The organism is Desulforapulum autotrophicum HRM2 (genome assembly GCF_000020365.1).
In the GTDB taxonomy this organism is placed as follows: domain Bacteria; phylum Desulfobacterota; class Desulfobacteria; order Desulfobacterales; family Desulfobacteraceae; genus Desulforapulum; species Desulforapulum autotrophicum.
In genome coordinates, this window is the sequence record NC_012108.1 from 3873440 (window position 1) to 3900135 (window position 26696).

At 43.1% G+C, this 26696-nt stretch carries 23 protein-coding genes; 14 read left to right on the forward strand and 9 right to left on the reverse strand.

The features are described 5' to 3' along the window. Positions 1-101 precede the first annotated feature (101 nt). A complete protein-coding gene (locus HRM2_RS16880; protein WP_041273334.1) occupies positions 102-329 on the forward strand; it encodes a 4Fe-4S dicluster domain-containing protein in 228 nt (75 codons plus the stop codon). Positions 330-365: 36 nt separating this feature from the next. Here the strand turns inward: HRM2_RS16880 and HRM2_RS16885 are convergent, their stop codons facing one another. The 3 genes from HRM2_RS16885 to HRM2_RS25460 form a co-directional block, all read right to left on the reverse strand. Beyond that, entirely contained in the window at positions 366-1094 is a 729-nt protein-coding gene (locus HRM2_RS16885; protein ID WP_015905255.1) for a TVP38/TMEM64 family protein, read from the reverse strand. Continuing rightward, entirely contained in the window at positions 1087-1842 is a 756-nt protein-coding gene (locus tag HRM2_RS16890) for a glycosyltransferase family 2 protein (protein WP_041273335.1), read from the reverse strand. The genes HRM2_RS16885 and HRM2_RS16890 overlap by 8 nt, the downstream gene beginning before the upstream one ends. 253 nt (positions 1843-2095) lie before the next feature. Continuing rightward, on the reverse strand, positions 2096-2935 hold the full coding sequence (locus tag HRM2_RS25460; RefSeq protein ID WP_015905257.1) for a flavodoxin family protein: 840 nt from the start codon (positions 2933-2935) through the stop codon (positions 2096-2098). A gap of 282 nt (positions 2936-3217) precedes the next feature. Here HRM2_RS25460 and HRM2_RS16900 point away from each other — a divergent pair, with 282 nt between their 5' ends. After that, a complete protein-coding gene (locus HRM2_RS16900; RefSeq protein WP_015905258.1) occupies positions 3218-4792 on the forward strand; it encodes a sigma-54 interaction domain-containing protein in 1575 nt (524 codons plus the stop codon). Positions 4793-5529: 737 nt separating this feature from the next. Here the strand turns inward: HRM2_RS16900 and HRM2_RS16905 are convergent. Further along, positions 5530-7083 carry an IS1380-like element ISDau2 family transposase gene (locus tag HRM2_RS16905; RefSeq protein WP_015904912.1) on the reverse strand — a complete coding sequence of 518 codons (1554 nt, stop codon included), beginning with the start codon at positions 7081-7083 and terminating at the stop codon, positions 5530-5532. Between the two features lie 116 nt (positions 7084-7199). Between HRM2_RS16905 and HRM2_RS16910 the strand changes: the two genes are divergently transcribed. The 8 genes from HRM2_RS16910 to HRM2_RS16945 all read left to right on the forward strand — a co-directional run bounded on the left by HRM2_RS16910 (position 7200) and on the right by HRM2_RS16945 (position 15300). Further along, a complete protein-coding gene (locus HRM2_RS16910) occupies positions 7200-8825 on the forward strand; it encodes a methyl-accepting chemotaxis protein (protein ID WP_015905259.1) in 1626 nt (541 codons plus the stop codon). A gap of 750 nt (positions 8826-9575) precedes the next feature. Continuing rightward, positions 9576-10481, forward strand: coding sequence for a tyrosine-type recombinase/integrase (locus tag HRM2_RS16915; RefSeq protein ID WP_015905260.1), 906 nt, complete (start codon positions 9576-9578; stop codon positions 10479-10481). Between the two features lie 429 nt (positions 10482-10910). Then, positions 10911-11174, forward strand: a complete 264-nt coding sequence (locus HRM2_RS16920; RefSeq protein ID WP_269719625.1) for a response regulator — start codon at positions 10911-10913, stop codon at positions 11172-11174. A 507-nt stretch (positions 11175-11681) separates the two neighbouring features. Then, on the forward strand, positions 11682-12764 hold the full coding sequence (locus HRM2_RS16925; protein WP_015905262.1) for an HD domain-containing phosphohydrolase: 1083 nt from the start codon (positions 11682-11684) through the stop codon (positions 12762-12764). Between the two features lie 154 nt (positions 12765-12918). Beyond that, positions 12919-13773 (forward strand): PAS and helix-turn-helix domain-containing protein, encoded by an 855-nt coding sequence (locus tag HRM2_RS16930; protein WP_015905263.1) that lies wholly within the window; start codon positions 12919-12921, stop codon positions 13771-13773. Between the two features lie 217 nt (positions 13774-13990). Beyond that, complete coding sequence (locus HRM2_RS16935; protein ID WP_012663095.1) at positions 13991-14185, forward strand: hypothetical protein; 195 nt, start codon at positions 13991-13993, stop codon at positions 14183-14185. Next, complete coding sequence (locus HRM2_RS16940; protein ID WP_012663096.1) at positions 14185-14514, forward strand: hypothetical protein; 330 nt, start codon at positions 14185-14187, stop codon at positions 14512-14514. Before HRM2_RS16935 ends, HRM2_RS16940 begins: the two co-directional genes overlap by 1 nt. 123 nt (positions 14515-14637) lie before the next feature. Continuing rightward, positions 14638-15300 (forward strand): cobalamin B12-binding domain-containing protein, encoded by a 663-nt coding sequence (locus tag HRM2_RS16945; RefSeq protein ID WP_015905264.1) that lies wholly within the window; start codon positions 14638-14640, stop codon positions 15298-15300. A gap of 813 nt (positions 15301-16113) precedes the next feature. On the opposite strand, the gene HRM2_RS16950 is transcribed toward HRM2_RS16945, so the two are convergent. The 5 genes from HRM2_RS16950 to HRM2_RS16970 form a co-directional block, all read right to left on the reverse strand. Then, positions 16114-16782 (reverse strand): ATP-binding protein, encoded by a 669-nt coding sequence (locus HRM2_RS16950; protein WP_041273016.1) that lies wholly within the window; start codon positions 16780-16782, stop codon positions 16114-16116. 1 nt (position 16783) lies between these two features. Beyond that, positions 16784-18472: an integrase gene (locus HRM2_RS16955; protein ID WP_012663098.1), complete on the reverse strand. Its 1689-nt coding sequence runs from the start codon at positions 18470-18472 to the stop codon at positions 16784-16786. Then, entirely contained in the window at positions 18459-19040 is a 582-nt protein-coding gene (locus HRM2_RS16960; protein ID WP_012663155.1) for a hypothetical protein, read from the reverse strand. Before HRM2_RS16960 ends, HRM2_RS16955 begins: the two co-directional genes overlap by 14 nt. Continuing rightward, positions 19040-19411: a CHC2 zinc finger domain-containing protein gene (locus HRM2_RS16965; RefSeq protein WP_012663013.1), complete on the reverse strand. Its 372-nt coding sequence runs from the start codon at positions 19409-19411 to the stop codon at positions 19040-19042. The genes HRM2_RS16960 and HRM2_RS16965 overlap by 1 nt, the downstream gene beginning before the upstream one ends. Before the next feature lie 300 nt (positions 19412-19711). Beyond that, positions 19712-20110, reverse strand: coding sequence for a hypothetical protein (locus HRM2_RS16970; RefSeq protein ID WP_012663014.1), 399 nt, complete (start codon positions 20108-20110; stop codon positions 19712-19714). A gap of 535 nt (positions 20111-20645) precedes the next feature. Between HRM2_RS16970 and HRM2_RS16975 the strand changes: the two genes are divergently transcribed. From HRM2_RS16975 to HRM2_RS16990, 4 genes are all read left to right on the forward strand, one after another. Beyond that, entirely contained in the window at positions 20646-21041 is a 396-nt protein-coding gene (locus HRM2_RS16975; RefSeq protein WP_148214657.1) for a hypothetical protein, read from the forward strand. 18 nt (positions 21042-21059) lie between these two features. Next, entirely contained in the window at positions 21060-21572 is a 513-nt protein-coding gene (locus tag HRM2_RS16980) for a chemotaxis protein CheW (protein ID WP_015905266.1), read from the forward strand. Positions 21573-21629: 57 nt separating this feature from the next. After that, positions 21630-23954: a methyl-accepting chemotaxis protein gene (locus tag HRM2_RS16985; RefSeq protein ID WP_015905267.1), complete on the forward strand. Its 2325-nt coding sequence runs from the start codon at positions 21630-21632 to the stop codon at positions 23952-23954. Between the two features lie 516 nt (positions 23955-24470). Continuing rightward, complete coding sequence (locus tag HRM2_RS16990; protein ID WP_015905268.1) at positions 24471-26681, forward strand: chemotaxis protein CheA; 2211 nt, start codon at positions 24471-24473, stop codon at positions 26679-26681. Positions 26682-26696 lie beyond the last annotated feature (15 nt).

Here is a 26696-nt window from a genome sequence, read left to right on the forward strand (position 1 = left end):
ACTTTCCGCCGGCTTGCACAACTATATAACTTTTTTATATGAAACACTCACCAAAACATTGCAAACAGAGGCGTGTATCATTCATAGATAGGGGTAGACAAATGACGATAGAAAATATTGACAATGACAAATGTATCGGCTGCGGGACATGCGTTGCCACCTGCCCTGCCGATGTTATCAGATTGGACAAAATCATTAAACGAGCAAAGATCACATACCCTGAAGACTGTCAGAACTGTCATCTTTGCAGACTGTTTTGCCCGGTAAGCAATGACGTCATCACCATCTCAGCCAGGACCTGTCTGGAACCGATGATTAGTTGGGGATAACAAGGCCTATTCGGGAAAGGGGTGACCCGTTTGCCATCACTGTGGAATCTTGGGGGCTGTCATGGGAAGGAATCTTTTTAAAATAAGGGTCAGCAGATGCAGCAGGGCAATGAGGATAAACCCCAGTATAAAATAAAAAAGTTTACCATTGTCATGGGTTGAGCCACTGCCAAACAGACACATGATAATGGTGAGGGGGGTAAAGCCTATGAGTGATCCTGTAAGATAGGGCACAAATCCAATTTTACAGTATCCGCTGAAAAGGCTTACAAGGGTGGAATTGCTCAAGGGAAACAGCCGGGCATACAGAACCCACAAAAAAGCCCTTTGTTGAAAGGCAGATCGGTATTTGCCCAATCGATTTTCCAGAAACTCCCAGCGTCCGGGGGAGAGAAAGCGTCGTCCCACCTGGAACAACGTTGCCGCACCCACAAGGGATGCCCCCATGGCTATTACTGTCCCAAGCCAGGGGTTGAAGATAGCCCCTGCCCCGGCACTGATCCATAAGCGGGGAACCCCCAGGCTGATAAACAGGCCTCCCACCAGAAGGTAAACCAGCATGGCAAGGGGTGTTCCGTATGCCCTGTTCTGAATTGACCCGATAACGTCGCTGATTTTCAAAAAAAAGGCGTGGCCATCCAGGGATTGAACAAGCAGGGGCAGCAATAAAAGAATCAACCCAATACACAGCGGTTGTATCAGGCGACGACTTCCGTGGTCATGCTGGGGGGCACAGAGATCTGATTCTGGAGGACATCTATTCATGGAATGCGCCTCTTGTCTTTTCTGTTTCTTTTAAATTATACCTTAAGGCTCTTTTCTGAAGCCACCACACCCCTGCAAGATCGGCAATTCCCACCCATAGGCGGGTGTTTATGCCAAGACCGTATTTGCTGACGCCTTTGAGCCTTGGCCTGTGGGAAACAGGGGTTTCCGCAACACGATATCCGGCCATGATCATTAATGCCGGAAAAAATCGGTGGGCGTTCCGGAAAAATCGAATTCGGGGAAGACAGGCACTTCGAAACACTCTCAGGGCACACCCCACATCAGAAATGTTGTCTTTCAGGAGATGGGATCTCAAAGCGTTGGCCACCCGGCTTGAAATTTTCCGGATCAGGGTGTCTGCCCTTTCTGCCCTTATGCCACAAAGCATATCTACATTCAGTTGTGTCATTTTATCAATTAGTCCGGGAAGATCCGCCGGATCATTTTGACCATCTCCGTCCAGGGTGGCGATGATCTCTCCCCGGGCTTTTGAAAAACCGGCTTCCAGGGCTGCTGACTGGCCACTGTTGGGAGTCAAATGAATGGCCCGGCAGTTAACGTTGTTTTGAGCGAAAGAATCAATAATAGAGGGGGTTCTGTCCGAAGAGCCATCATTGACCAGGAGTAATTCCCAGGGGGTGTCAAAATGTTTTGAAGCCACGGAAAGGATCTCTTCACACACCACTTTAATTCCTTCTTCTTCGTTATAAAATGGAACAATAATGCTGATATTTATTTTTTCCATATGTCCATCCGGGGAAGTACGCATGATATCTACCTGGATTACTATTTAAAATTCTTTTTTATAACCGGCACGGCCGGAGCAAGAAATGGCATCCGGCCACAACGAATATTGAAACTCCGCCAATGGTAAAGTTTCTTAAAAAAAGATATCCCTAAATTTGGGGATTAAAATAGCATCCCAATCATGAAGAAATTGTGAAGATGGATAGTGATCTTAAAAGGAAGGTGAGCAAATGGGGGAACAGGCAAAATATCTATTGGGGAAGGGGGCGGACCCGCTTGCCCTCCCCCCGATAATCTTCCCGAATTTTTTTCAACTCTTCTTTTACACCTTTAAATCTTTTTTTCATATCCATCAACCATTGCCCGTGATTGATGACCGCTTCATTACTCAGGGCAATATCGTCTTCCAATGCCATTGTAAACCTTGGTACACCCGCATCCATATCTATGGAACCATAATTGCTGCACAGCATGCACTGGACTTCATTCCCCTCTGAGAACCGAAAGGTACGGCTACCGCAGAGGGGGCAGGCAATCGTATTTTTGAGGGGGGCATCCGCAAAAAGAGATTGTGCAAACGCCTTGGCCAGCTGCCGGTTGTGATCATCTAAAACAACTTCTCCCGGCAGGGCAGCGTAAACCATGGCAGACATTTTTTGGGTCAGCCCCATACCCATGAGGAATCCCTCGATATCGAGCAGGGTTCTCCCCGCTTTTCCCTTCAGCCCGGCCAGCCCGACAGCTATGGCTGGTTTGCGCCGAATTTCAGCACTATGACGGTGAAAGGCGAGGGAGCGATCCAGCAGCTGCTTCAGAGCGGCATTTGCTCCCAATACATAGGCCGGTGCAGCAATAATAAAGGCATCGGCCTGCTTCATCTGTTCAATTATGATTTCAAGGTCATCCTTTAAATGGCAAGAGTCGTTGAACAGGCATTGGTAACAGCCGGTGCAGGATTTAATGTTGAAGTCCGAGAGGTGAAGCAGGAATAACTCATGGGGTTCAGCAATGTTCCGGCTGATCTCCTTGGTCATGATTTCACAGTTGCCGGATTTGCGCGGGGAACCAATCAGTCCCAGTACTCGTTTCATGATGACTCCTTCTAATATGGGTTTAAGGTCCTGAACTAAATCGCCTGGTTTGAGCGTTTCTCTTTAAAATACTGTTTCCATGAACAGCATAAACTATACCATGGACAAGGTGATTTTATTTTACATTTAAATCAAACAGTTACAAACGGGTAAAAGATTGAGGTGCTGTCATGTCTGGGGGTGGCTTATTTATTATCATTATTTGACAGAATAACTGTAATTATATTACAGTTTTTTATAAACCATCCTATATTACAGTTTTGTCTGCGGAGGGGAAGAATTATGGTTGATGAGAATGTGTTTTTTAAAAATGTCACCCGTCTGATCTGCGGGGATCTGGAAATTGACAAAGCCCTTAAGGAGTGCCTGGACTATATCAGAGCGTTTATTCCCGCAGACGCCATGGGGTTTGTGATTTATCTGCCCGAACAGAAGATGTTTGAAACCATCGCCAGGGCAGATCTTGCCGGAGCAGACACCAGATCCGTTAAATTCCCTGCGGACACGTTTTATCAGAACCGTATGAAAACCGATTTTTCAGCACCGCGCATCACTGTGGCACATCCCGGTGACCCAGAAGATTATACGCTGAAGTTCATCCGCCAGGCGGGTTGGATGGACGGTTTATCAGCCATTATGATTGAAATGGTACTCACGGGAAAGCGCATGGGGGCGCTGCCCATGATCAGTAAAAAACAAATCCGATATGAAAAAAAACACATCCGCCTGATTTCCCTGTTAAATGAGCCGTTTGGAATTGCCCTGACAAACTGCCTTCGGTACAGAAAGGTTAAGGAACTCAAGAACCGGTTGTTAGATGATAAGCGATATCTGGAAAAAGAGCTTTTTCATGTCAATATCCAGGAAATCGTAGGGTCTGATGGAGGCCTTAAAGGTGTTATGGAATCTGTTGCCCAGGTTGCCGCTTTAAACAGTCCGGTTTTATTGCTTGGTGAAACAGGGGTGGGTAAAGAAGTGATCGCAAAAGCAATCCATATGGCCTCTGGGCGCCGCAGCGGTCCTTTTATAAAAGTAAACTGTGGCGCTATCCCTGAATCCCTGATTGACAGCGAACTGTTCGGTCATGAGAAAGGAGCTTTCACAGGTGCATTGTCCCGCAAGTTGGGAAGATTTGAACGGGCCCATCTGGGCACCATATTTCTGGATGAAATCGGTGAACTGCCATTGGATGCGCAAACGCGACTTCTGAGGGTCCTGGAAGATATGGAAATAGAACGGGTCGGCGGGGATGAAACTGTAAGTATAGACAGCAGAGTACTTGCTGCCACCAATCGTGACCTTGATGCAATGATAAAAAACAGACAGTTCCGTGAAGACCTCTATTTCAGGCTGAAGGTGTTTCCCATAGAAATTCCACCGTTAAGGGACAGGAAAACGGATATCCCGGCCCTGGTGCACTATTTTATGCACAAAAAAGCAAAAGAGATTGCATTCCCGGGCATCCCGGCATTGGCCCTGAATTCTCTGCCGATACTCATGGCATATGACTGGCCCGGAAACATCCGTGAGCTTGAGAATGCAGTGGAGCGGGCTTTGATCACCTGTCGCGGTATGCCACTTTCATTTGACGATCTTGCAACAGCAATCGGGCCGAAAAAAGGGATGATTGCTCCAAAGGACACTGATGTAGAGGCTACTGATGGTTTATCTACATTGAATGCAGCAGCAGCGAGTCATATAAGGAAAGCTTTGCAAAAATGCCGGGGACGCGTGGAAGGCCCCCATGGAGCTGCTGTTCTTCTGGATGTCCATCCGGCCACCCTGAGGCAAAAAATGCGGAGACTCGGGGTGCCTTTTGGTAGGCGACACAAGCATTTGTATCAAAAGGGGTGTTAATGTAAAACGGATCTTTCCTTGATAAAGGCACATTTATCTCATGTGTGCAATAAACATAAAACTCAAAGAAGCTTAAAGATTAAAAACCGACGCCCAAAGATTAATGACCCTTTGCATAGGTATTGGGATGTTGAAAAACCACATGATACCAGGGCAATATAAAACCTGATATTGCTGGACATTGGATTAATCTTGACGCAAGAATCATTCATTTTTAGTGATTTAAGAGGAGGTGTGGACCGACAGGGATAGTCGGGGGTAGCTTTTCGATCACAGGAACCCCGGATTTCATGTTATAGTGCTCGCCTATTGGAAATAAAGGACTTATATATATTGGGGGCTATTCAGTTGAAACGCTTGATAATCTGTTTTTTTAAAAAAAATTCCATGAATGACAAAAATCAAAAAATCATTTTGATACCGGAGCGTTGGGACAAAACATGGCAAAGATTTAAGTACCGACTAAATTGTGCTTAAGTTAGAAATACTTGATAAGACCCATATTATACCATACTATAAAAAAATTTAAAATTTGAGGAGAATCCCTAAATCCACCGCCTATTTTTTTTATACCCCTCCAAAAACGATTCGGGGAATTTTTTTTCGCGGCTGGAGCTTATTCCGGTGGGGGCTTGGTCTTTTTGTGGCCGTCCCTCTGATCTGGGCAAATTTTGGGTATAGATATCCCTTGGCGGACCGGAAAAATTAGATTTTTAGTGTGTACCTTTGTCATATAGTTATCCAGATGGTGCCCATGAACCGAAAAGCATTGCAATTTTTCTGCGCGCCTCAACCAAGAGATCGTAAGATGGGTGCCCTTTAGATAAACGCAAAAACAGAGTACGGGATCGTTTAACTACTCTCCCCGGGATATTGACAAGTGAAAACCTGATGGCCTTCATCCGTTTCGTCTTCATCGAAGGAGCCAACGCCAGATTTTTCATCATCACATTCAGGTTTAAGGCAATTATCATGATCCACCACCACGCAGCATTTGTACCAAAGTCAGATGATGGCATTTTTCCACCGGCCAGATCGTCTTTCATCACCGCATGAACCTCTTCACTCTTACCGCATCGTTCATGAAGCCAGTGGATCACATTCTCCCCGTTCATCTGTGTATATTTGATATTGGTAACGACACCAAATACCTTGTATCGGCTTTCATCCATTTCCATTGTCGGGAAGGGAAGCTTAAGCTGTTTATCATCATTCATACCGGGCAAAGGTTGTTGTTCAACCAGGCGCTGCCGTTTGGCAAGATACCTGTATACCGGAGCATCTTTGCTATAGCACAGTTCGTTGGGAACAAAGCACACTTCGGCCCACTCGCTACCGGTTTTTAACTGTAAACCTTTCTCCCTTTTATAGATCGGCTGCCATTGGGCATCTGGCACTTGAGCTACCGCTATTTTGAATGCCTTAGTCACATTACAGCCGATGGCAAATTCGATTCTACCAAATCGTTTATTTTCACCTTTTTCACAGTACCGTAAAAGATCGTGCTGGTAAGCAGCAGTATCTGAACGGAGCTTCACCTTTTCCACATTGCTCGGAAGACAGTCCAAGGCTTCCTTAAAAACCCTTAACTGTTCATAACCAGCGGGCACGTTACCGTCCCGGAATTCTGTGTGAAGAATAATTCCTTGCTCAAACCACCATGTGTTGAAAGGTTGGTAAGCCTTGAACCCTTTATAACAATAAGAAGCTGTCTCTTTCATGGTTTGAGCCAGGGTGGCATCCATGTCCAAGGTGGCCGTTGTCTCGACGCTTACTGTATTCAAGCCAGCGATCATATCTTTATTAATCTTTCCAAACCCCTTCAGGAAGTCATTAGCGGCGGGGATAAATGCTTTAACATCTGACTTCTTTCGGGCATCCTCCTGTTCAGCATCATGAAATTTGGACAAATACCTGAAGACAGCTGACGGGGACGGCACAGAACGTTTTTTTTCCTTCCGCCACCTACTCTCTATAGTTCGGCGAACCTTACGACTCAAACCATGCGTTTCTGATTTCCGCAATATTTGGCAGAACCCTTCATCCGCCTCCAGTATCTTTAAATCATCAACACAGTCTCCTCCGGCAAGATTGAGCAGCACCAAAGATAAAACCATCTGGGAATCAGTCCAGCCTTGCGAGTTCTTTCTTACCTTCAGATGTTTTTGGATGGATTTGGACAACCCGATTACTTTGGCCAAGTCGAGATAGACGGGCAGGCCAGCCAATGCGGTCATGCCGGTCTGAGTTTTTTCTTCTTCATACTTGAATGGAAGCACGCCTTGTGTCATAACTTGTTTCACCCCGTTGATGATAGTTTTTTGTTCGCACAAAGACTCTATCTGCTTGAACCATCAAGCGCAACGGGGTTTTTCTTTTTTTTAGGTGGTGGATTGGGGAATCCGTAATGTCTTTATCAAAAAAATTGAGCCTTCTTATTTTATCCTTCTGTCTCACCCTTGGCCTTGTCGGGTTTTTTTCATTGCAAACCTTAAAAAGCAACCAAATAGAGGGTAAAAAACAGGGGCTTAAGCTGATCCTGTCCTTTGCTCGTCAACAATCACAGTTCTATGTCGATCAGGCGGAAAAGGGTATCATCACCAAAGAGGAGGCTGAACGACAGGTCATCAATACCCTCTCTAACATGCATTCAGGCGCATCCTATGTGTGGGCCAGTGGCGATAAGTCATTGATGCGGGTACACCCCAGCAAAAAAAGAGTCGGCCAGTTCCAGGAGACCCAGAAAAAATTCTTAAAAATATTAGAAAACGCTGAGTTTGGATATATGCAGCTGAACATCAAAAAACCAGGCACTAACAAGAAGGTTTCAAAAATTAATTGTTTTGTCAAACTTCCAAAGTGGAACTGGGTGATTGGCTGCGGTGAGTTTACGGATGATCTAAGCGCTGCCTATTGGAACGCTGCGAGCAAATTTATCATCATATCTGTCCTGCTCCTGGTCTGTGTCGTAACCTTAGCCGTTTTTATCGCCAAAAGTATATTGGTAAAAATCGGCGGCGAGCCCAACTATGCGGCAGAAGTAACGAATCTCATCGCAGAGGGGCGGCTGAACGAAAAGATAGAGGGCAACTTTCAGGAGAATTCTTTGTTAGGTTCGATTACCAAGATGCAGACCGCTTTACAAAAAATGGTAAAAAGCATCCAGGTGGGGGCTGATAAACTCACTGACTCCACAAAGGAGTTGTCCCTGATCTCAGAGGACATGTCGAAAAGTTCCCAACTGACCTCTGAGAAATCAAATTCGGTTGCTACGGCATCAGAAGAGATGTCAACCAATATGAATGCCGTATCTGCTGCTATGGAACAGTCTTCGACGAATACGAACATGGTTGGAACCGCTGTTGAAGAAATGAGTTCTACAATCCGTGAGATTGCCCAAAATACTGAAAATGCACGCAGCATGACACATGATGCCGTTGAGAAAACTCAAACAACGACTGATCAGGTTGACGAGTTGGGCCAGGCTGCAAACCAGATTTCAAAAGTTGTCGAGACCATAACCGATATATCCGAACAGGTGAATCTTCTGGCCCTCAATGCAACCATTGAGGCGGCAAGGGCTGGGGAGGCAGGCAAAGGATTTGCCGTGGTGGCCAATGAGATAAAGAATCTTGCCAGCCAGACCGCTTTGGCGTCCAGCGAGATTAAGGGTCAGATTGATGGAATCCAGTCTTCAACACGGGGGACGGTGGAACAAATTTCAGCCATTTCAGGAATTGTTTCCCAAATTAACGATATCGTATCCGCAATAGCGACTGCTGTAGAGGAGCAGTCCGTAACAACCTCGGAAATTACCCAGAATATGTCCCAGGTAACCGTCGGAATACAGGAAGTCAATGAAAACATAAATCAAAGTTCCACTGTTGCAGCAGAGATTACGAAAGATATCAACGATGTAAATCAATCCTCTGTGGACATGGCCGACAGAAGTGAACAGATCAAAAGACGGGCGACAGAATTATCCGGTTTCGCAGAAGAATTGCATCACCTGGCAAACCAGTTTAAAATTTAACCCCCCCAAAAAAAACACCGCATATATAACATTTCTATTCCGGGCGCTGCTTTTTAGTATGGCCTTTTACTTAATGATTAGGGATTTCGGCGCGCCAGTCAATAAATCCAAAGATGCGGCAAGCTCCGTCTGGATATTAAAATCAAAATCATTCGTTTTTTTAGGGTATCTTTGGAGAAACGGAGCCATGTCAAGGTGTTGACTAATGGTAGACGTCCGGGGCAGACCCCAGCACCTAAAAGCGTTGATTTGTATTCATAGTCCGCACCCATGATTTTTTCTGTCATAGGGAAGACTATTATTAAAAGTCTGGGGGGGGCAAACTGTAACCAAGTACCGCATCTTTCGGTTGATACGAATTCTATTTAAAGTAATTACAAGCAAAATATCCCAGGACCGACCTGGAATGACAATATCACCGATCAAAACGGGCTGTGGGGGCAAATCTTTTAAAATTTATGGGCAATGCCCTTGCCAAAGGGCCTCACACAACAATTTGACCAGGGGCCTGACCTGGAGAGACCGGCAAACCTCCCCAGGACCGACCCTGTTTTTCCAGTTTGCTTCATGCAGTGTTTAACCTGAATTTTTATTGCACATAAAAGGCATTATGTGCAATAAAACTGGGGGCCGTATTTTTACCGGAAAAAAGGACGCGAGGAGGGAAGAAAAATCAAAACACTGATATTCTCTGATTCTGAAAAACTGAACCAGGTTGCCACGGCGGATCCGGGAGGAGAGGTTTCCGTCATGGAGGCTCTCCGGGAGGCGCCGGAGGAGCTTTTGTGGAAAGCAAATTTCAATTCGGACAATTCCGTGGACACCTATGACAGGGCCATCCGGACTTTTTTAGATTTCCTGGGGATCTCTTCTCCGGAAGAGTTGCGGACGATCACCCACGGCCATGTTATTGCCTTTAAAAAATTCCTGCAAGACCAGGGCAGGAGCGCCCGCACCATCAATAACCGCCTCTCCGCCATCTCCTCCCTATTCAATCACCTGATCGATCAGCAGGTGGTTAAAATAAATGTCGCCCAGGGAGTTAAGCGTATGCCGGTGAACGCTTCCCGGGTTGAGGCAAAAGTATTAGCGCCTGTCGAGGTCCGGAATCTCCTCAACTCACCGGATGTTTCCAAGCTACAGGGGTTGAGGGACAAGGCCATTTTGAGCACGCTCTTTTTTACAGGGTGTCGGGTGTCCGAGGTGTGTTCCCTCAAGGTCAGAGACTTTTACGAGGAACAGGGCTTTTTTGTGCTGGATTTCTGGGTGAAAGGCGGGAAGCGCAACCGCATGGCCATCAACCAGGAACTGCAGATCACCTTGGACCAATATCTGACAGAGACCGGACACGGGCCCGACCAGGCAAGCTTTCTTTTTTTGCCGGTCAAGTCGGGTTACAAAGCATTGGATCCTAAAAGGAAACTCAGTCGTAGAACCATCGACCATCTGTTTAACAAATACGCAAATACAATCGGCATTGCCGGCATCACGCCTCATTCCGCCAGGGCCACCTTTATCACCCAGGCCCTGGAGAACAATTGTCCCATCGAGGCGGTACAGAAAACGGTCGGCCATGCGCAGATCAAGACCACGCAGATGTATGATAAGCGCACGGCCAAATACAGGGAAAGCGCAAGCTTTGCGGTCAGGTATTGATGGATGCTCCATCCCTTTTTTTACGGTTCTATACACCATGACACTATGTTTCAAGGGAGTGTTTCCAAGGGGAAAGAGCGGGTTGGTGTGGCAGGCCCAGGGGATGAAGAGGAGTTTTTATAATGTAATAAGTTGAATTGCATGCAGAGGATATTAAATCCTTACCGCCACAATATATTGTGGTGGTAAGGATTCTCAAAAAGTGGAGACTATGAATACAAGTGCTTGCTTTTAGGTGCCAGGGTCTAACCCCGGACTTAGACCATCTATAGTCGCGAGGGAAATGGCTCAACTCATTTTATTATTTTGCAACATTCGATTTTTTAATGTAAACTTCTTCTTAGGGATTTTTACAGATACATTTAAAATTGTTAAATGTTTGAACAATTATGATTATATGCAAGTATCCTTCGCAATTCAAAATATCTGATAAACGAACATAATGATTATGACCTTATTATTACAGACATGACTATGCCGAAATTAACCGGTTTAAAATTGGCTAAGGCAATGATGGATATCCATCCCGAACTTCCAATCATACTTTGTACCGGTTACAGCAAACAAATATCTGCACAGGATGCAACTGTAAACAATATTAAGGTCATATTAAAAAAGCCTGTATCAAAAATCGACTTGACTGAAACTGTCAGGAAAGTGCTGGATGAAGCCAATATTTATAAAGGAAATTGAGGTAGTAAAAAAGTGGCTCTTTGCCATTCCGTGTGGGTAGTATCAATTTACAATTGATTAAGGGCTTTGCCTTTTCATCCAAAATAGCATGCCGCGCTCAGGACTATAAAGGCTAAACCCTTCGGGTGCTCGCAAGCTCGCAGCCTTGACAGTCCTGGCTTACATGCTATTCGGTATTCAGCGACGGCGACGGGAGCGCGACGCATCACTCCGGCTTGGGAGCTGGGTAAGAACGAGTTTTCCTTCAGGATTAAGGGACGCTACCCACATGAAATGGCAAAGAGCCTTCTTCTTTTTTAAAGTTGAGTTATCATGAATTGGGGATTAGATACAGGAAAAACTACAAAAAAAACAAATGGTTGAGGCTATAAATGCAGGAGCCTCTAATTATGTGGTTAAACCTTTCACGGCTGAAATAATTTCAAAATACGGCTCAATCAATGACCACAGGAGATTAAAGAACAGGGATTGATTTTTTTTGATTTCATTGCCTTTTGGGGAGAAAAAATGCTTGATGAAATAATCGGTGAAATGGGGCCGGTCAACATACTTGTTGTAGATGATGAAGAAGGTATCCGGGGTTTATTTAAAAAGGTACTTAAAAAAGAAGGGTATCAATGTCAGGTCGCTGAGAATGGCGAGCAGGCCCTTGAAATAATATCCAAAGAAAAATTTGAATTGGTGATATCAGATATTGATATGCCGGTTATGAACGGGATTGATTTATCAAAAAAAATTCTTGCAGCTGATTATTCTGATATCATCGTCATGACAGGACAAGTGAGAAGTTATCATTATGACGAGATTATTAATATCGGGGTCAACGATTTTGTTACAAAACCTTTTAGCCCATCAGAACTTATTTTGAGAGTCAAGCGGGTTCTCAGGGAACGACAATTGAAGCAAGTTGCCAAGCAATCCCATGAAGAACTCAAACAAGCCTACATTGATTCCATACATCGCCTGGTTATGGCATCTGAATTTAAAGACGAAGACACCGGCGATCATATTGTCAGAATCGGAAAATACAGTTGTTTAATGGCAGAAAAGCTTGGCTGGCCAGAAAAAGATATAGAGATTATCCGGTATGCTTCCCCAATGCACGATGTGGGGAAAATAGGTATACCGGACAGGATTATGCTTAAACCCGGAAAGTTAACGCATGAAGAGTTTGAAACCATGAAAACTCATACCACAATTGGAGCAGAATTATTATCAAAATCTAAATCCGAGATACTAAAAATGGCCAGAGATATTGCATTATCCCATCATGAAAAGTATAACGGTAAAGGGTATCCCAACGGTCTTTCAGAAGAAAAAATTCCAATTGCAGGAAGAATTGTGGCGATTGTCGACACATTTGATGCACTGACATCAAAACGGCCATATAAGGAACCATATCCTCCCGAGATAGCACTGGATATCATCCAGAATGAAAAAGGCAAACATTTCGATCCCCAGATCACGGATTTGTTTATGGAGAATCGTAATGACTTTTTTAAAATTCGGGAAACCATCGGTGTATTTGAAAAAATTGATCTCGCTAATTTTATGATCAGTGAAAGAGATAAAGATAATTTTATAACTTAGCCTGGTTATTTCATAAAGTTAAGATGGAAAAAATAAAGAAATTGGTTCCAGTCAATGTCACCAACCGGCTCTGGAGTCTGATGCCTGTATCCACAAGCCTATTCTCCGGCGGGATTTAGATGCTGCCATCCGAAAGGTTTTAAAAAGAATACCTATGACACAACAATATGCTGAAACCATCCTTAATTCATTATCCGCCCACGTTGCCATCATTGACTCAAACGGTGTTATTATCGATACCAATAAAGCTTTGCGGGAGTTCGCTATATCCAACAACCCAGGTATGAGACCGGATATGCTCAATATAAATTATCTTAAAATATGTGATGCTGCCAATGGTGAAACAGCGGGAAGTGCTGCCCAGGTTGCAATGGGTATCCGGCAGGTCATCAAAGGAAATATTGATGAATTTGTCATGGATTATCCCTGCCACTCTCCAGGGAATAAACGCTGGTTTTACATGCGAGCCGTCCGGGTTGCAGGGTCACAGCCTTTACAGATTGTTGTCAGCCATGAAAACATCACACCACTCAAAATAGCAGAGCATAAGCTTCTGCAAAGGGAAGCTGAGCTCAAGCAGAAAACCCTTGGGCTTGAAGAAGCCAATGCGGCGTTAAGAGCCCTGCTGCGTCATCGGGATGAAGACCTCAAGGAAATGGAACAGACTTTTTTTCAGAACCTTAAGCAGACGATTCTTCCGTCCTTTGACCAGTTAAAAAAATTAAATCCCTCGGGCAAAGAAAAAAAAATAATCAGTCTCATTGAATCGGAGTTGAATAATATTGCCTCTCCATTTTTGCGCCATATTTCAAATTTTGAGGCTGTGCTTACCCCGCAGGAATTAAAGATTGCCTCATTGATTAAACAGGGCCAATCTTCCAAGGAAATTGCTGATTTATTAAACCTTTCCATAACCACTGTTAATTTCCATCGACGCAATCTGCGTGACAAACTGGGTTTGAAAAATACTGCAACCAATTTAAATACATTTTTACTGCATTTAAACTAAGGGCCATGGAAAAAATAAAATACACCATCCTACTTGTCTTTTTACCTGCTTTCAGCGTTGGTCTGGTGTATTTTAAAATTTCCATGACCCTATCTCCGCCTGATACAGAATAACGGTTTTTACCCGTCATCAAACTGTTACTTTTCCATTCTTGTAATCAACACCCTTCTGGATGATAATAAGGTTAACTTTACCATAACTCATCAAGGAGGTTGACATGCTTTGTACTCTTTCCAATCTGAAAAAACAGGATATCGAAGAGATAAAAACACTTGAGCAGGAAACTGGGCACATTGTTCTTGCCTTTTCTTGCCATAAATCCAAACCGTCTTTGGTGGATAAAAATACGCTTGAAAAAATCCAATCCTTGGAAAATAAATTGGGCTTGTCACTGGTTGCAGTAGAATTGTAATGCAGGAAGCGGCAACAATTAAATGCTCTGTTGAGAGAGTTGGGCTTGAACAGGTGGAGGCTTGTTCAGCCCAATTTTATGGGAAACATACGGGTGAAGTAATCTGTAGTTCCATTTTTAAACAACAGCCGTTCTATTTACTCGAAGCAAAAATAGCACCAAACACCTGGCTGGATATCCAGGAAATTTATACCCAGGAGGAATTGCCTTCATGCTATCAGGAACGGCAACAGGCTAAGGATGCCAAATCGAAGCTGAAAAGTTTTCTGATAGGGAAATGGAAAGGGCGCTTTAAAAAATTTCCCATAAGGGTCCGTGAAATTTTCTGACCCTTGCCCATGGTGACCGGTGCTGAGATTAAACTTATTTAATTTTCCTTCGCCCTATAAAAAAATCCAATTATGGGTTTAAACAGAGTTGTACTGCCCATAAAAAATTCAGGAGATCAAAGAATGCCTGCAAGAATAAACGAAAAATATATCATAAAGCAATTATGCACTGCAGTGGCCGCCATGGACGAAACAGCCACTATATCATGGGCGGTCAAGGCATCTGAAAAGAAGATAAATCTCCATCTGCTTGTCCATGACGGTCTTTGTAAAGGGCTTGAAATTGTAAGTGAAAAATATGAAACAGGGGAATATATCTTACCTCAATTGGTTGATTTATCGAAATTGCTGGATACTACCATGAGTATTCTCAATTCCGGCGGCATACCTGCCCCGGATGTCCGCCAGCAGGTAATCGTCATGGGTGTGGTGGAAGGAGACATCCATGATATAGGAAAAAATATATTAAAATTGATGCTGACACCTCTTGGCTTTCGGATAATTGATATGGGCCGAGATGTACCCATACCGCTTTTTGTACAAACTGCGATCAGAGAAAAAGCAGATATGATTTGCATTTCTTCAAGTCTCAGCACCACACTTCCGGGAATATCCCAGGTCATGAATCAGCTTAAAAGCAACGGTCTTAATGGTGAAATCAAGTTGATTGTCGGAGGAGACGCAGTATCAGAAGCCTTTGCCGCCAGACTCGGTGCAGACGGCTATGCCCCTAATGCTGCCATGGGGGTAAAACTGATTAAATCATTGCTTACCAAAAACGATTGATTCCTAAAAAACATGGGTGTGTCAAACCTGCGTTGTTGTCGCTTTGCTCTGTCTATTTTATTTAGTATCTGAAATGAAGTTGTTAGCTATTGCCAGAGCAAAAAGCGAGAAACGGTTTAAATTTTAATAGATTATGGCTATGAAAACAATAAAATCTACCACATGGCTTCTCTTTTTTCACAACACCCCCCGCTCTCTGAAGACGTTCTCTTGAATGGGGGCATACTCAGTAGGATATCCGAAAAACCTCTAAGTAAGATCATATCTGATTTATAATTCAAATAACCGTCCATTCTCCGGGGTTGCTTTTGTCCAAGCGTGCCGGGCAATCTACCCCATAGACGAGGGAGGGCCCCTCGGAGCCGCCTTTCAGGAGGCGGCTTCAAACCACCCTGAGTTGCTGTGGTTAAGAGCCATTGATAAGATGCAAATACTCTAACGCTTTTTATCTGCCCTGTTTTTATAAAAAAGGCCTCAATAACATTTATAATCAGCTACTTGCATAGCATTGGCCCTAATCGTGTTTTCGCAAAATACTCTAACGCTTCAAATAAACATCATTTTTTACAGTAGGTTAATGCTATTTTATAGCAGTGTTGCACGGAATGTGTATTTCAAAAATCAGTCAATGAAGTTTGAGAAGTTGTAAACAAAAATAGACCATTCGCTAAAAAAGCGTAATGGTCTATCCTGATTTAATTATCTTGTCCGAGGTATCTAATCTGGACGATCTAAAGTTTTAGAACAGCAAAATCAGTCCTTTCTGGCCTCACATTATTTCTTGGTGAAATTTTTCCATGTGCCTTATGTTCGTTATTGAGGAGGAAGATCAGAGAGAAATTCCAAGGCAAGATTGATGTCAACAAAGGTGTATTTCAACTCCTTTGCTCTGTCCCTGCAGTCTGTACAAATTTCTCTGAATTTTCTCATATCGCCTTTGGTCGTCATATAAATCTGTTCAATGGCCTCCTGTTCAATATCCTTGTACTCGACAATGAAATCTTCTACCACAATCGGGTATAGAATAAGCGTTTTCAAGCGGCTGAGGATGTCTGGATGCTCGCGGGTTAAAAAGGTCCTCACCTTTGGTAATCCTGCAAATACAATGGGAACACCGGCATCGATAACCCTTTTGAGGTAGGGCCAGACCCGGGGATCAAGATCGTTTGCCTCGTCGATTAAAATAAAGCAGTTGGACAGACTGCATATCATTTCCAAATATTGAGGGGTTCGCCGGTAGGTGGCGATTGTGTCGTAATTTAGCTTCTTTAAAATCGATGCCAGGGTTTCATGTATGTTGAACAGTGACTCCACCCAGACGGCATGAAGTTTTTTCGGTTGCAGCAATTTCAAGAAACGGGTTTTACCCACGCCATAATCACCCTCGATCAAGACGCTCTGCCTACGATAGATTCGGTTATATGTGGCCCCCAGATAAGAAATGCGGCGTTTGTCATTTATAAAATCTTCTTTTCGTTTCATGTCATATTTCTCCAGAAAACGCATACGGTGCCACATGGATTCTTCGATAATGGCTTTCACAATCGAGAATAAAAGCATTGAACAGCACTGCCCCTTTTATATTCGTGGGTTGCTGCATCTTTTTTATATAGGTGGTGTATCTTTTCTGGTTATGCTGAAGGATTTGCTTTGCCATGGGCATGGAAAGACCTTTTTTATAATTTTTAATCAGGAGGGGCCGATCGACGACCATGCTGTTGTGCTCCAAAAAGGCGATGATCTGATCCAGCTCATTTTTGTCCGGCAATATGGTCAATACTTTTAACGGCTTTTCAAAGGGCTTTCGGGCAAGGGCTTCTCCCCAAAAAATACCATCCTCCCTGGGCTCAAAAAGGAAAAGCTTGTCATTGTATCTGGATATCTGAACGGGTGTACTTTTATGGGAGCTGAACTTGTCTACACCCATGGTCACATAGTAATCCTGATTTTCAAATCTGATGGTCTTCTGCTTTGATACCGTGGCTTTTGTTTTTCTAAATCCATATTTCATGTGCTCCTTGACCTGATCAGTACAAAAGGTCAGTGTGCTGGTAAATGTTTTAAAAAAGTCTGTGAGCTTTTTATCCGGCACCCAGGCACTGACTTTTCCTTTTTCAGAGAAATAGTGGCGTGTACAGTTGTGTTCATGGCGATATTTCTCCATAAGTGAGCTTGTTTTTAACTCATCCAAATTTATATCAAGGAGGGTAACGGTGATTTTTTCTTGTTTTCCTTTTTTGAAGATGTACCCGGGCTCTGTCTTTACGATCCTTTTTTCAAACGCCTTGATGATTCGGATTTCAAAATTATGAAGGCTGCGGTGGGATGATTCCAGGTGAGCCTTATCCTTGGGAGCATGGATCCTTGAGAAATCAGGTTCCATATAAAACCCGTTCGGGGTGGAATGTTTCAAATTCAAGTCGTTGATGGGGCGCTTAAGATTTAAAAAGCCCTTGGCATTATCCGGCCGGATACGAATCTTTTTTTGGGGAAATGGCCTATCCAGTAAAAATTTGGTGAACAGGTTCACGGAGTTCCAACTGCTTTCGGAAAAATACGCATCCAGGACAAACATATAACGAGAGCCCGTATCATAAAATTCTATGACCTGGGGCTTTTGCCAATGACCCTTGTCGTTTCTGATCTTAAAATATCTAAAAATACAGCCATCCATCTGGATCAGATCAAACACCGGTTCTGGTTTAAAACTATTTTTGACCGGAATATCGTCCTCGAAATCTGGTTTATTCAAATATGATTTGAGGTTTTCACGGTAAACACAGTGCCTGAGGGCATGGATGGAGATCCTCTTTTTGAACTCTTTCTCAAGCCAGTGGTGATAATTTTTAATGGTTCTTGCCTTATGGGTAATAAAGATGAACCGTTGGCTTGACGGATCACACGACTCTTTTACCATTTCTATAAAACGTCTGCGGACCTGTTCGGAGAAAGAACGGGGACGTCCACTGCACTTGCGGCCCTCCATGACCTTCTTTTCCACAAGTAGGAGTGGCCCCGGAATAATGCCGGTTTTTTGATATTGATCTTTGTAATATTTTTTACTTGCTCGTTTGGCCGAGCCTTTTTTGTTCATGATCTTTTTATGGAGCAAAAGATTGAAACGGTCATCAAGCGTCAGAGTAGGTATGACCTTCAGGTTATCCGTGTCCATTGCCGTTCTCCCTTGTCAATATTTTTTCCCGAATGACCCGGTTCCACAATAGCCCAGCCTGGCGAGATGTCTTTTGCCAGTGATCCTGTTGGGCCAGTCGAACCTGGTCAAGCATTGCCTGGACAGCATCCATATAGGCTTTGCTGACCTGATCGGTTAAATCCACAGGTTCGTCTTTACTGCCGGTGTCGTTTTCTTTTGCGGAATCAATGAACTGTTTGATGTTTGGTGCGGTTATCTCCATGGCGGTTTTTAAAAATGCCTTCCATATTTTACGCTGTTCGATGGGATCCAATGGGGCCAGGGGGCGCACCTGGGATTCATTGTTGGGAAGAATGTCTCCAATTGGAGACAGATTGTTGATAACCTTATAGGATTCTATCAGGCGATAAGCTTGGGCTCTGCCCATATCCCAGCGCACTCTGGCATAAGTTTCAAAACTACTGAAAAGATTGAGTTTATACAGCCGGGTATCTTTTATCTCTTTCAGAGCTTTGCCTATTTCATGGAAATGACTCTGATTACGGGCAATAAGATTCTCCAGACGGGTCAACCGATCCTGTTCCATTATCCTAATCCTCCCGGCATGGTCTGGCCGATGCCTCCGATAAAATTTTGCAACCCCTGTCTGGCATCTTTGTTCTGATTCGGAACTTTGACCATCAGGCGTTTTAAGAACAGAACGCTCTCTTTAAACCCGATTCTCTGAACAGTCATCACAAGATCGATGGTGTTGAAGTTTTTTTCACATCGAAAGCACCGGGCCAGGTTGGTGGCTGGGTTTATGGCTGTCTGGAATTCATTACAGATCGGGCACAGAAAACGGAAAAAGCCTTCACTGATTTTTGATGGCATTTCCAGTTGCTCCCTTATCAACATCTCCACAGGGATAAAATTTCTTAATTCAAACAACTCTTGGGATGAAAATTTTTTTGGCATGAGTCCTCACATTTGTCGGGGTTATCAAGGCACTTTGCCTTAAGCTCAAGGCAAGGTGTAAAAATCCTATTTTTAAACTACTATAATAGCCCCATCCTTGTCTGTTGTGTCTTAAACACCCTTATGTATTAGTCTGTTCGTATCTCCTTTATTTACAGAGGTTTAGGTTAATGATGCGTCTTAAAACCCTAAGTCGATTACTTTGTTGGGATATCAATGAATTACAGTTGGTTAAGTCTATGATGCGTCTTGAAACTCCGATTCGATTAGTCGAGGTTTTTATCCATAAACACCCCCCCCCTATCTGAACGCAGTTTTTGAATCGTATGACTGATTCAGAATCTGCCAAGCTACATATTGGATGACGATCATATTTCTTGTTCCATACTCGTTTTCTAAAATTTCATATGGCAATACGGGCTTTGCCAGGCAGTTGGGCGGGGGGTGTTCATGGGGAGGTATGCTGGATTTAAATTCCTTAGAAGATTCTTCCTCAATCTTTTCTAATTTTTTACCCAGATAGTTATTTTTAAAATATTCACCGTTTTTTTTGTTCCATTTTTGACAGTTTCTTCGGTGCTGTTCAGTTTTGCAGGCAGACCTTCCACATGTTGTCTGTCGTCCTTTTTGGCGGACATCCGGCTTAAACCATTTGCGGCAAATACAGCAGGGGCGTTTTCCACTTGAACTTTTTGCCATTATATTTTCTCCAAATTTAAATCTGGATGAAAATATAGCCCTAAAAATTGATTTTGTCGTAAAAGCGGCGGGGTAAGCGGGGTATGATTTATTTTCTATTTGGCGGGGTATTCGCGGCGGGCTGCCCTAATCATAGCGTTATAGTATTTTGCGAACGATTTTGGGGGTAGGCGTTAGAGTATTCGCATCTTAACAAAGGAACATAAGGGGGATTCAAAATTTCCAGCAACCTCGCCTATACATTTTTCATTGGCCGAAACTATGATCAGGCCAAACCATTTAACGCTTGTCCCACATATCGGACTGTCCTATTTTTGCGACAAATTCAAAAAGAGTCATGTTACGAAACAATATCAGATAGTTAAAGTTTCTTAAAAAAAATGCATCTCATTTCTGCGCCAAAACAAAAAAACCGTATTTTCATAACTATCTGAAATTAAAATGTTTTTAAGTTTTTATTGTTGGCACACAACTTGTAGTGCCCTGAAATAATATATTTTTAAAAAAACTTAAATAAATGAGATGTGAAAAAATTATGAACCTTATACTTTTCGTCCATCAGGAATCTTCCCCAATAGGTGCAAACTTTAAAAAACGTATGGAACAAAATTTCAAAGGGCTTAGAATTGAAATTTTACAGACGATTAATACGTTCAAAACAAGATTGAAACAGATTTCTATTTATGATAAAGAAATTTTTATTCTGCTTGCAGATTCTCAAAATCGTTTAAAAGAATTATCCTCCCTGATTGACTTGCTGGACGGCAAACGCATTATCCTGATTCTTCCTGACGATTCAGATGCCACAACATCAGCAGCCCACCATTTTTATCCAAGATATTTCACCTATGTGAACGACACCTATAATGATCTTTGTGCGGTATTAATCAAGATGACCCAACAAGAAAAGAAAAAACATCATTTCAGATAATAATGGAGGAAACTAAAAATGGACCAATTGGCTAAAACAATGGACCAGGCAATCAAGACGACAACCATAAAAACCGGAAAATACCTGACATTTTCACTTGATGAAGAAGAGTATGGAATCTGTATTCTCAAGGTAAAGGAAATTATCGGCATGATGCCCATCACCGCTGTTCCACGAACCCCCAAATTTGTAAAAGGGGTTATCAACTTGCGTGGAAAGGTTATCCCGGTGATGGATCTGCGTTTGAAATTTAATATGGGAGAGATTCCCTATACCGACCGGACCTGTATCATTGTTGTGGAAATAGAGTTGGAAACCAGTACCGTATTAATCGGCATTGTGGTCGACGCAGTCTCAGAAGTGTTGAATATCCAGGAAAACGAAATCGAAGAGACTCCGGCCTTTGGCACGGCCCTGGATACTGCATATATCCTGGGGCTGGCAAAAATAAACGGGGGGGTTAAAATTCTTCTGAACATTGACAAGGTGCTGTCAACCCAGGAAATCGATGGCATCGGTAAGGTATCGTAATTTCATTATATACATAATAAAGACGTTAACAATTAAAATAGAACAAGGAGTATTGGTATGAAAAACCTAAGTTTAGGATTAAAGATCACATCAGGATTTGCCCTTTTGATCCTGATCGCCGGTGCATTAGGGATAATGGCCATCTGGAATATGAACAAAGTGAAAACACAGAGCACCATGCTGGCGAATGAATATGTTCCTGAAGTGGATGTTGCAGTTGAACTCCGGGGTGCTGCAAACCGGGTCATGTTTGAAATGAGAGGGTATGAATTTACCGAGGACGAACGGTTCTACGTAGAAGCTCAGAAAGAATTAAAGGCATTGGAAAAAGCATTGGAAAAAGCGCGCACCCTTGAGGCAAAATCACCGAATCTTAAGGCATTCAAGGGCCAGATCGAAATGGCAACCCAGGCGGTTGAAGACTACAAAATGTTTGTTCAGCAGACTGTGGAGACCAATGCAAAATTAGCTGAAGGCAGGAATATCCTGAATTCAGCGGCCGAAGAATACATGACCAGCAGCAACGAATTTCTGGCCGAACAGAATGAAAAGCTCAAAATTGACCTGGGTGAGCGCCAGAAAAAAATAGCGATTGTTTCTTTGCTTACTGAAGCAGGATCTACCACAAGGGTGCTGAACTTCAAATCCCAGGCCCTGGGTGATCCGAAACTGATGGACAAGGCCATAAACACCATCGGCGGTATCACAGGCCTTATCACTGATTTAAGAAAAATAACCCGGTCTGCGGAGGACATTCAACGCATTGATCTCACAGAATCCGCCGCTCGAAGTTACCAGTCTGCCATGGGCCAGTTTTTGGCAGAGTACAAAAAAGGAAATATGGCAAATCGTGCTATCCTGGATGATTTCCGCCGGATTATGGATGAAAATGCCGACATCTATGTAAAAAACTGCGATGCGTTTTTAAACCAGCAGCAGGATATGCTGACAAAGGATATGCTGGAAAGACAGGATAAAATAAACCTGGTTAATGATATTATTAATATAGGAAATTCAGCCAGGATCGGTGCCTCCAAATCCCAGGCCCTGCGCAGCCTCAAAGTGATGGAAGAGGCACTGAGCAATTTTTCAAAGCTTGACAGAGATCTTGAAGCACTCAAAGCAATAACCCGTTCAGTTGAGGGCCTTAAACGGATAGACGAAGTGAGTGCCGCCGGGAATACCTATAAAACGGCCATGGCGGATTTTATTAAAAACTGGCAGATTTTACAGGAAATTGGAACAAAAAGAGAAGCGGCCGGGAATATCGTTAAAAATGCCTGTAATACAACCGCTGATGCCGGTATGACAGCCACGGACAGGATCGCCAAGGATGCTGTGAATTCCCTTTCCACTGCGTCTATGTTCATGATTATCGGGTTGATAATCGCCTTGATTGTCAGTGCCCTGGTTGCATTTTTTATCACCAAAAGTATCACCGGACCGATTAATCGCATCATTGCCGGCTTGAATGAGGGATCAGATCAGGTGGCATCCGCCTCAAGCCAGGTATCTTCCTCCAGTCAATCCATGGCAGAAGGCGCTTCTCAACAGGCAGCCTCCATAGAAGAAACCTCCTCTTCCATGGAAGAGATGTCTTCGATGACCAAAAAAAATGCTGAAAATGCAAACCATGCAGATGGCTTGATGAAAGAGACCAATAAGGTTGTAAGGACGGCCAACGAATCCATGGGACAACTCACAAAATCAATGGAAGATATTTCCAAAGCCAGTGAAGAAACCTCTAAAATCATTAAAACCATTGATGAAATTGCCTTTCAAACAAATCTGCTGGCCCTTAACGCTGCAGTGGAAGCGGCAAGAGCCGGGGAAGCCGGTGCCGGATTCGCTGTGGTTGCCGATGAAGTGAGAAATCTTGCCATGCGAGCAGCAGATGCGGCAAAGAATACAGCGGCAATGATTGAAGGCACCGTTAAAAAAGTAAGTGACGGGTCTGAACTGGTTTCCAGGACAAACGATGCATTTGGTAAAGTTGCCGATAGTTCTATCAAAGTCGGTGACATTGTTTCTGAAATAACGGAAGCCTCCAAAGAGCAGTCCAATGGTATTGAACAGGTGAATATTGCCATAACAGAGATGGATAAAGTGGTTCAGCAGAATGCTGCCAATGCAGAAGAATCTGCATCTGCATCGGAAGAGATGAATGCCCAGGCAGAACAACTCAAGGACTATGTGAGTGAGCTTGTCATGCTGGTTACAGGGAAAAGGAACCAGGGCAGCCAGAATCAGATAAAAACCATTTCTTCTAAACCAAAAACAGCCAGGGCAGGAAAGAATAAAATGCTGGCGCATAATTCAAAAGAAGTTCGACCTGATCAGGTTATTCCTTTTGATGATGATAATGATTTTGAAAATTTTTAATAGTGCCAAGATCTGAAGCTTAGAAAATTCAGGGATTTAGAAAAAGACTATTGAATCCTAACTTCTAAATTCCTGAGTTTCAAATGGCAACATATAGATGGCAACGGGTAACATGAAATTTAAGGTTTGAGATCCTCTACTGGCTATTTGTTTTATAAAACAATGATCTTGTGGGAAGAGGATTATCTTTAAAAAAATAGAAATAGGGTGTTTATGATGTCCCATGCGCGTATTAAAAATTTGGTTGAAATGTTTTCCTGCGAACTTGTTCTGGCTGATCCAGAAGACCCAAAGAGTTTGTCTGTTTTGTTGCCAATATTAAAAAATATTCACACACATTGTACGGGACTTTCATTAACATTGGAAGCCGGAGAAGTCATAAAAGCCAGGAATATGATTAACCGCAGCATACAGACTAAAGTCAAAAACAGTAGTAACCAGATAACTGCTTTGGGCGCTTTTATCTCTGATATTTCAAGATCGTTTCAAAATCCATATGAAGAGGAACAACCTGGGATGCCGGAGAAGATCACACCTGAAAATCCAACTGCCGCCATACTTGATTCTTTTGAACAATTAGAAAAAAAACTGGGTGAGTTCAGCCAAATGATCGGTCGTTTTTGTCCGGGAGAGATTTCTGATCTTGGCATCATGCTCAATAGTCTGGACGAAATCATTGACCTTTCAAAGGAAATTGAACCCCACACATTTCATCAAATTAGTATCGCCTGTAAAGGCTATGTAGAAAAAATGACCTTGGAAAATTTAGATAACACCGGCCCGATTGAAGAGGGTCTGGTACTCCTTAAATCAATATTAAATCATTTAAAAAGGGGAGAACCCTTTACCTTTGATTATTCTGATATTTTAGACTTATTAGAAGATAATTCTACAGGAGAACAAAAAACCAAAGGGATAGAACTTGAAGAGGCACCTGCAATTAAAATTCAGCCAGGTCCAGAAAAGATATCAGATGATGATATGGAAATCCTGATGGATTTTGTATCTGAAGCCCTGGAAAATCTGGATACCATTGAGGTAAATTTAATTGATCTGGAGCAGGACCCTTCCAATATGGAGATTATCAACGATATCTTTCGCCCCTTTCATACAATTAAAGGGGTGTCTGGATTTTTATCCCTGACCAAAATAAACAAACTTGCCCATGCCACAGAAAATCTTTTAGACAGTGCCCGCAGCGGAGAATTTTTAATTAATGCCAGGGCCACGGATGTCATCCTTGAATCAGTTGACACGTTAAAAACCCTCATTGCCAGGATCAACCAGGGAACAGACAAAGGATTCATGCAGCCGGATGATGATATTGATGTGAATGACTTAAGGGATAAACTTCAAACCCTTCAGGTTTCTTTAACAAAAGGAAACAAGGAACCTTTGGGATCAATCCTAGTCAAGAAAAGAATGGTTGATCAGAATGCCCTTGACCAGGCCCTTGATACCCAGAAAAATCAACCCGGGAAAAAAATTGGAGAAATACTGGTTGAAGGAAAAAAGGTTCAAGCCAATCAGGTCGCCTCAGCTTTGATCGAACAAAACCAGCCTAGAAAGAAAGTTGATGCACAGGTCAAGGTGAGCACTCAAAAGCTGGATGACCTGGTGGATTATGCAGGAGAGCTTGTTATTGCCCAGTCCATGTTGAAACAAAAGACCATAAATGATCCATCACTCAGCCAAAATGTGTCTCAATTGGGACAAATCGTCACCAATATGCAGAATATTGCCATGTCCATGCGAATGATCCCCATAAAAGCCACTTTTATGAAAATGATACGACTTGTCAGGGATTTAGCAAAAAAATCCGGCAAAGAAGTCAATTTGAACATGGCGGGAGAAGATACTGAGATAGACAGAAATGTGGTCGATGCCCTTTATGAACCCATGGTGCATATGATCAGAAATTCCTGTGATCATGGGATTGAATCTGCATCAGACCGCCTTGAAAAAGGAAAGCCGTCCCAGGGTGAAATTATTCTTCGCGCCTATCATAGGGGGGGGCATATCCTTATAGAAATTGAAGATGACGGCAAGGGGCTTGATAAAAAAACAATCCTTGAAAAGGCAAAGGAGACCGGTCTTATCACCGGCAATGAACAACTGACTGATGCGCAGGTGTATGATTTAATTCTTCAACCTGGGTTTTCCACGGCAAAAACGATTACGGATGTGTCAGGCAGGGGTGTCGGCATGGATGTGGTCAAGTCCGGCATAGAAAAATTCAGAGGGCAATTGAACATTGCCTCGGAAAAAGGCAGGGGCACAAAATTTACAATTAGCCTGCCTTTGACCCTTGCGATTATTGACGGGATGCTGGTCCGGGTTGATGAAGAGAAATATGTGATTCCAACAATCGCCATTCAAAAAGCGTTTAAGCCTGGAAAAGAGGATTATTTTACGATTAAGGGTAAAGGCGAGATGGTCAAAGACCGTGGCAGTCTGATTCCCATGATTCGTTTAAATGAAATTTATGATAGCAGTAAGCACAAGAAATCGGTTCAAGACGGCCTTGTGGTTGTTGTGGAATCAAAAGATGAAAAAAGAGCACTGTTCATCGATGAACTGCTAGGTAAGGATGAATATGTCATTAAAAGCCTGGGCAGCAATCTTGAAGAAGTAAATGGGATATCTGGCGGTGCGATCCTTGCGGATGGAAGAGTGGGGTTGATTCTGGATATCCATGGCATTTTTTCTATTGTTTCAAAAGGATAAGCACCCGAAAATAAC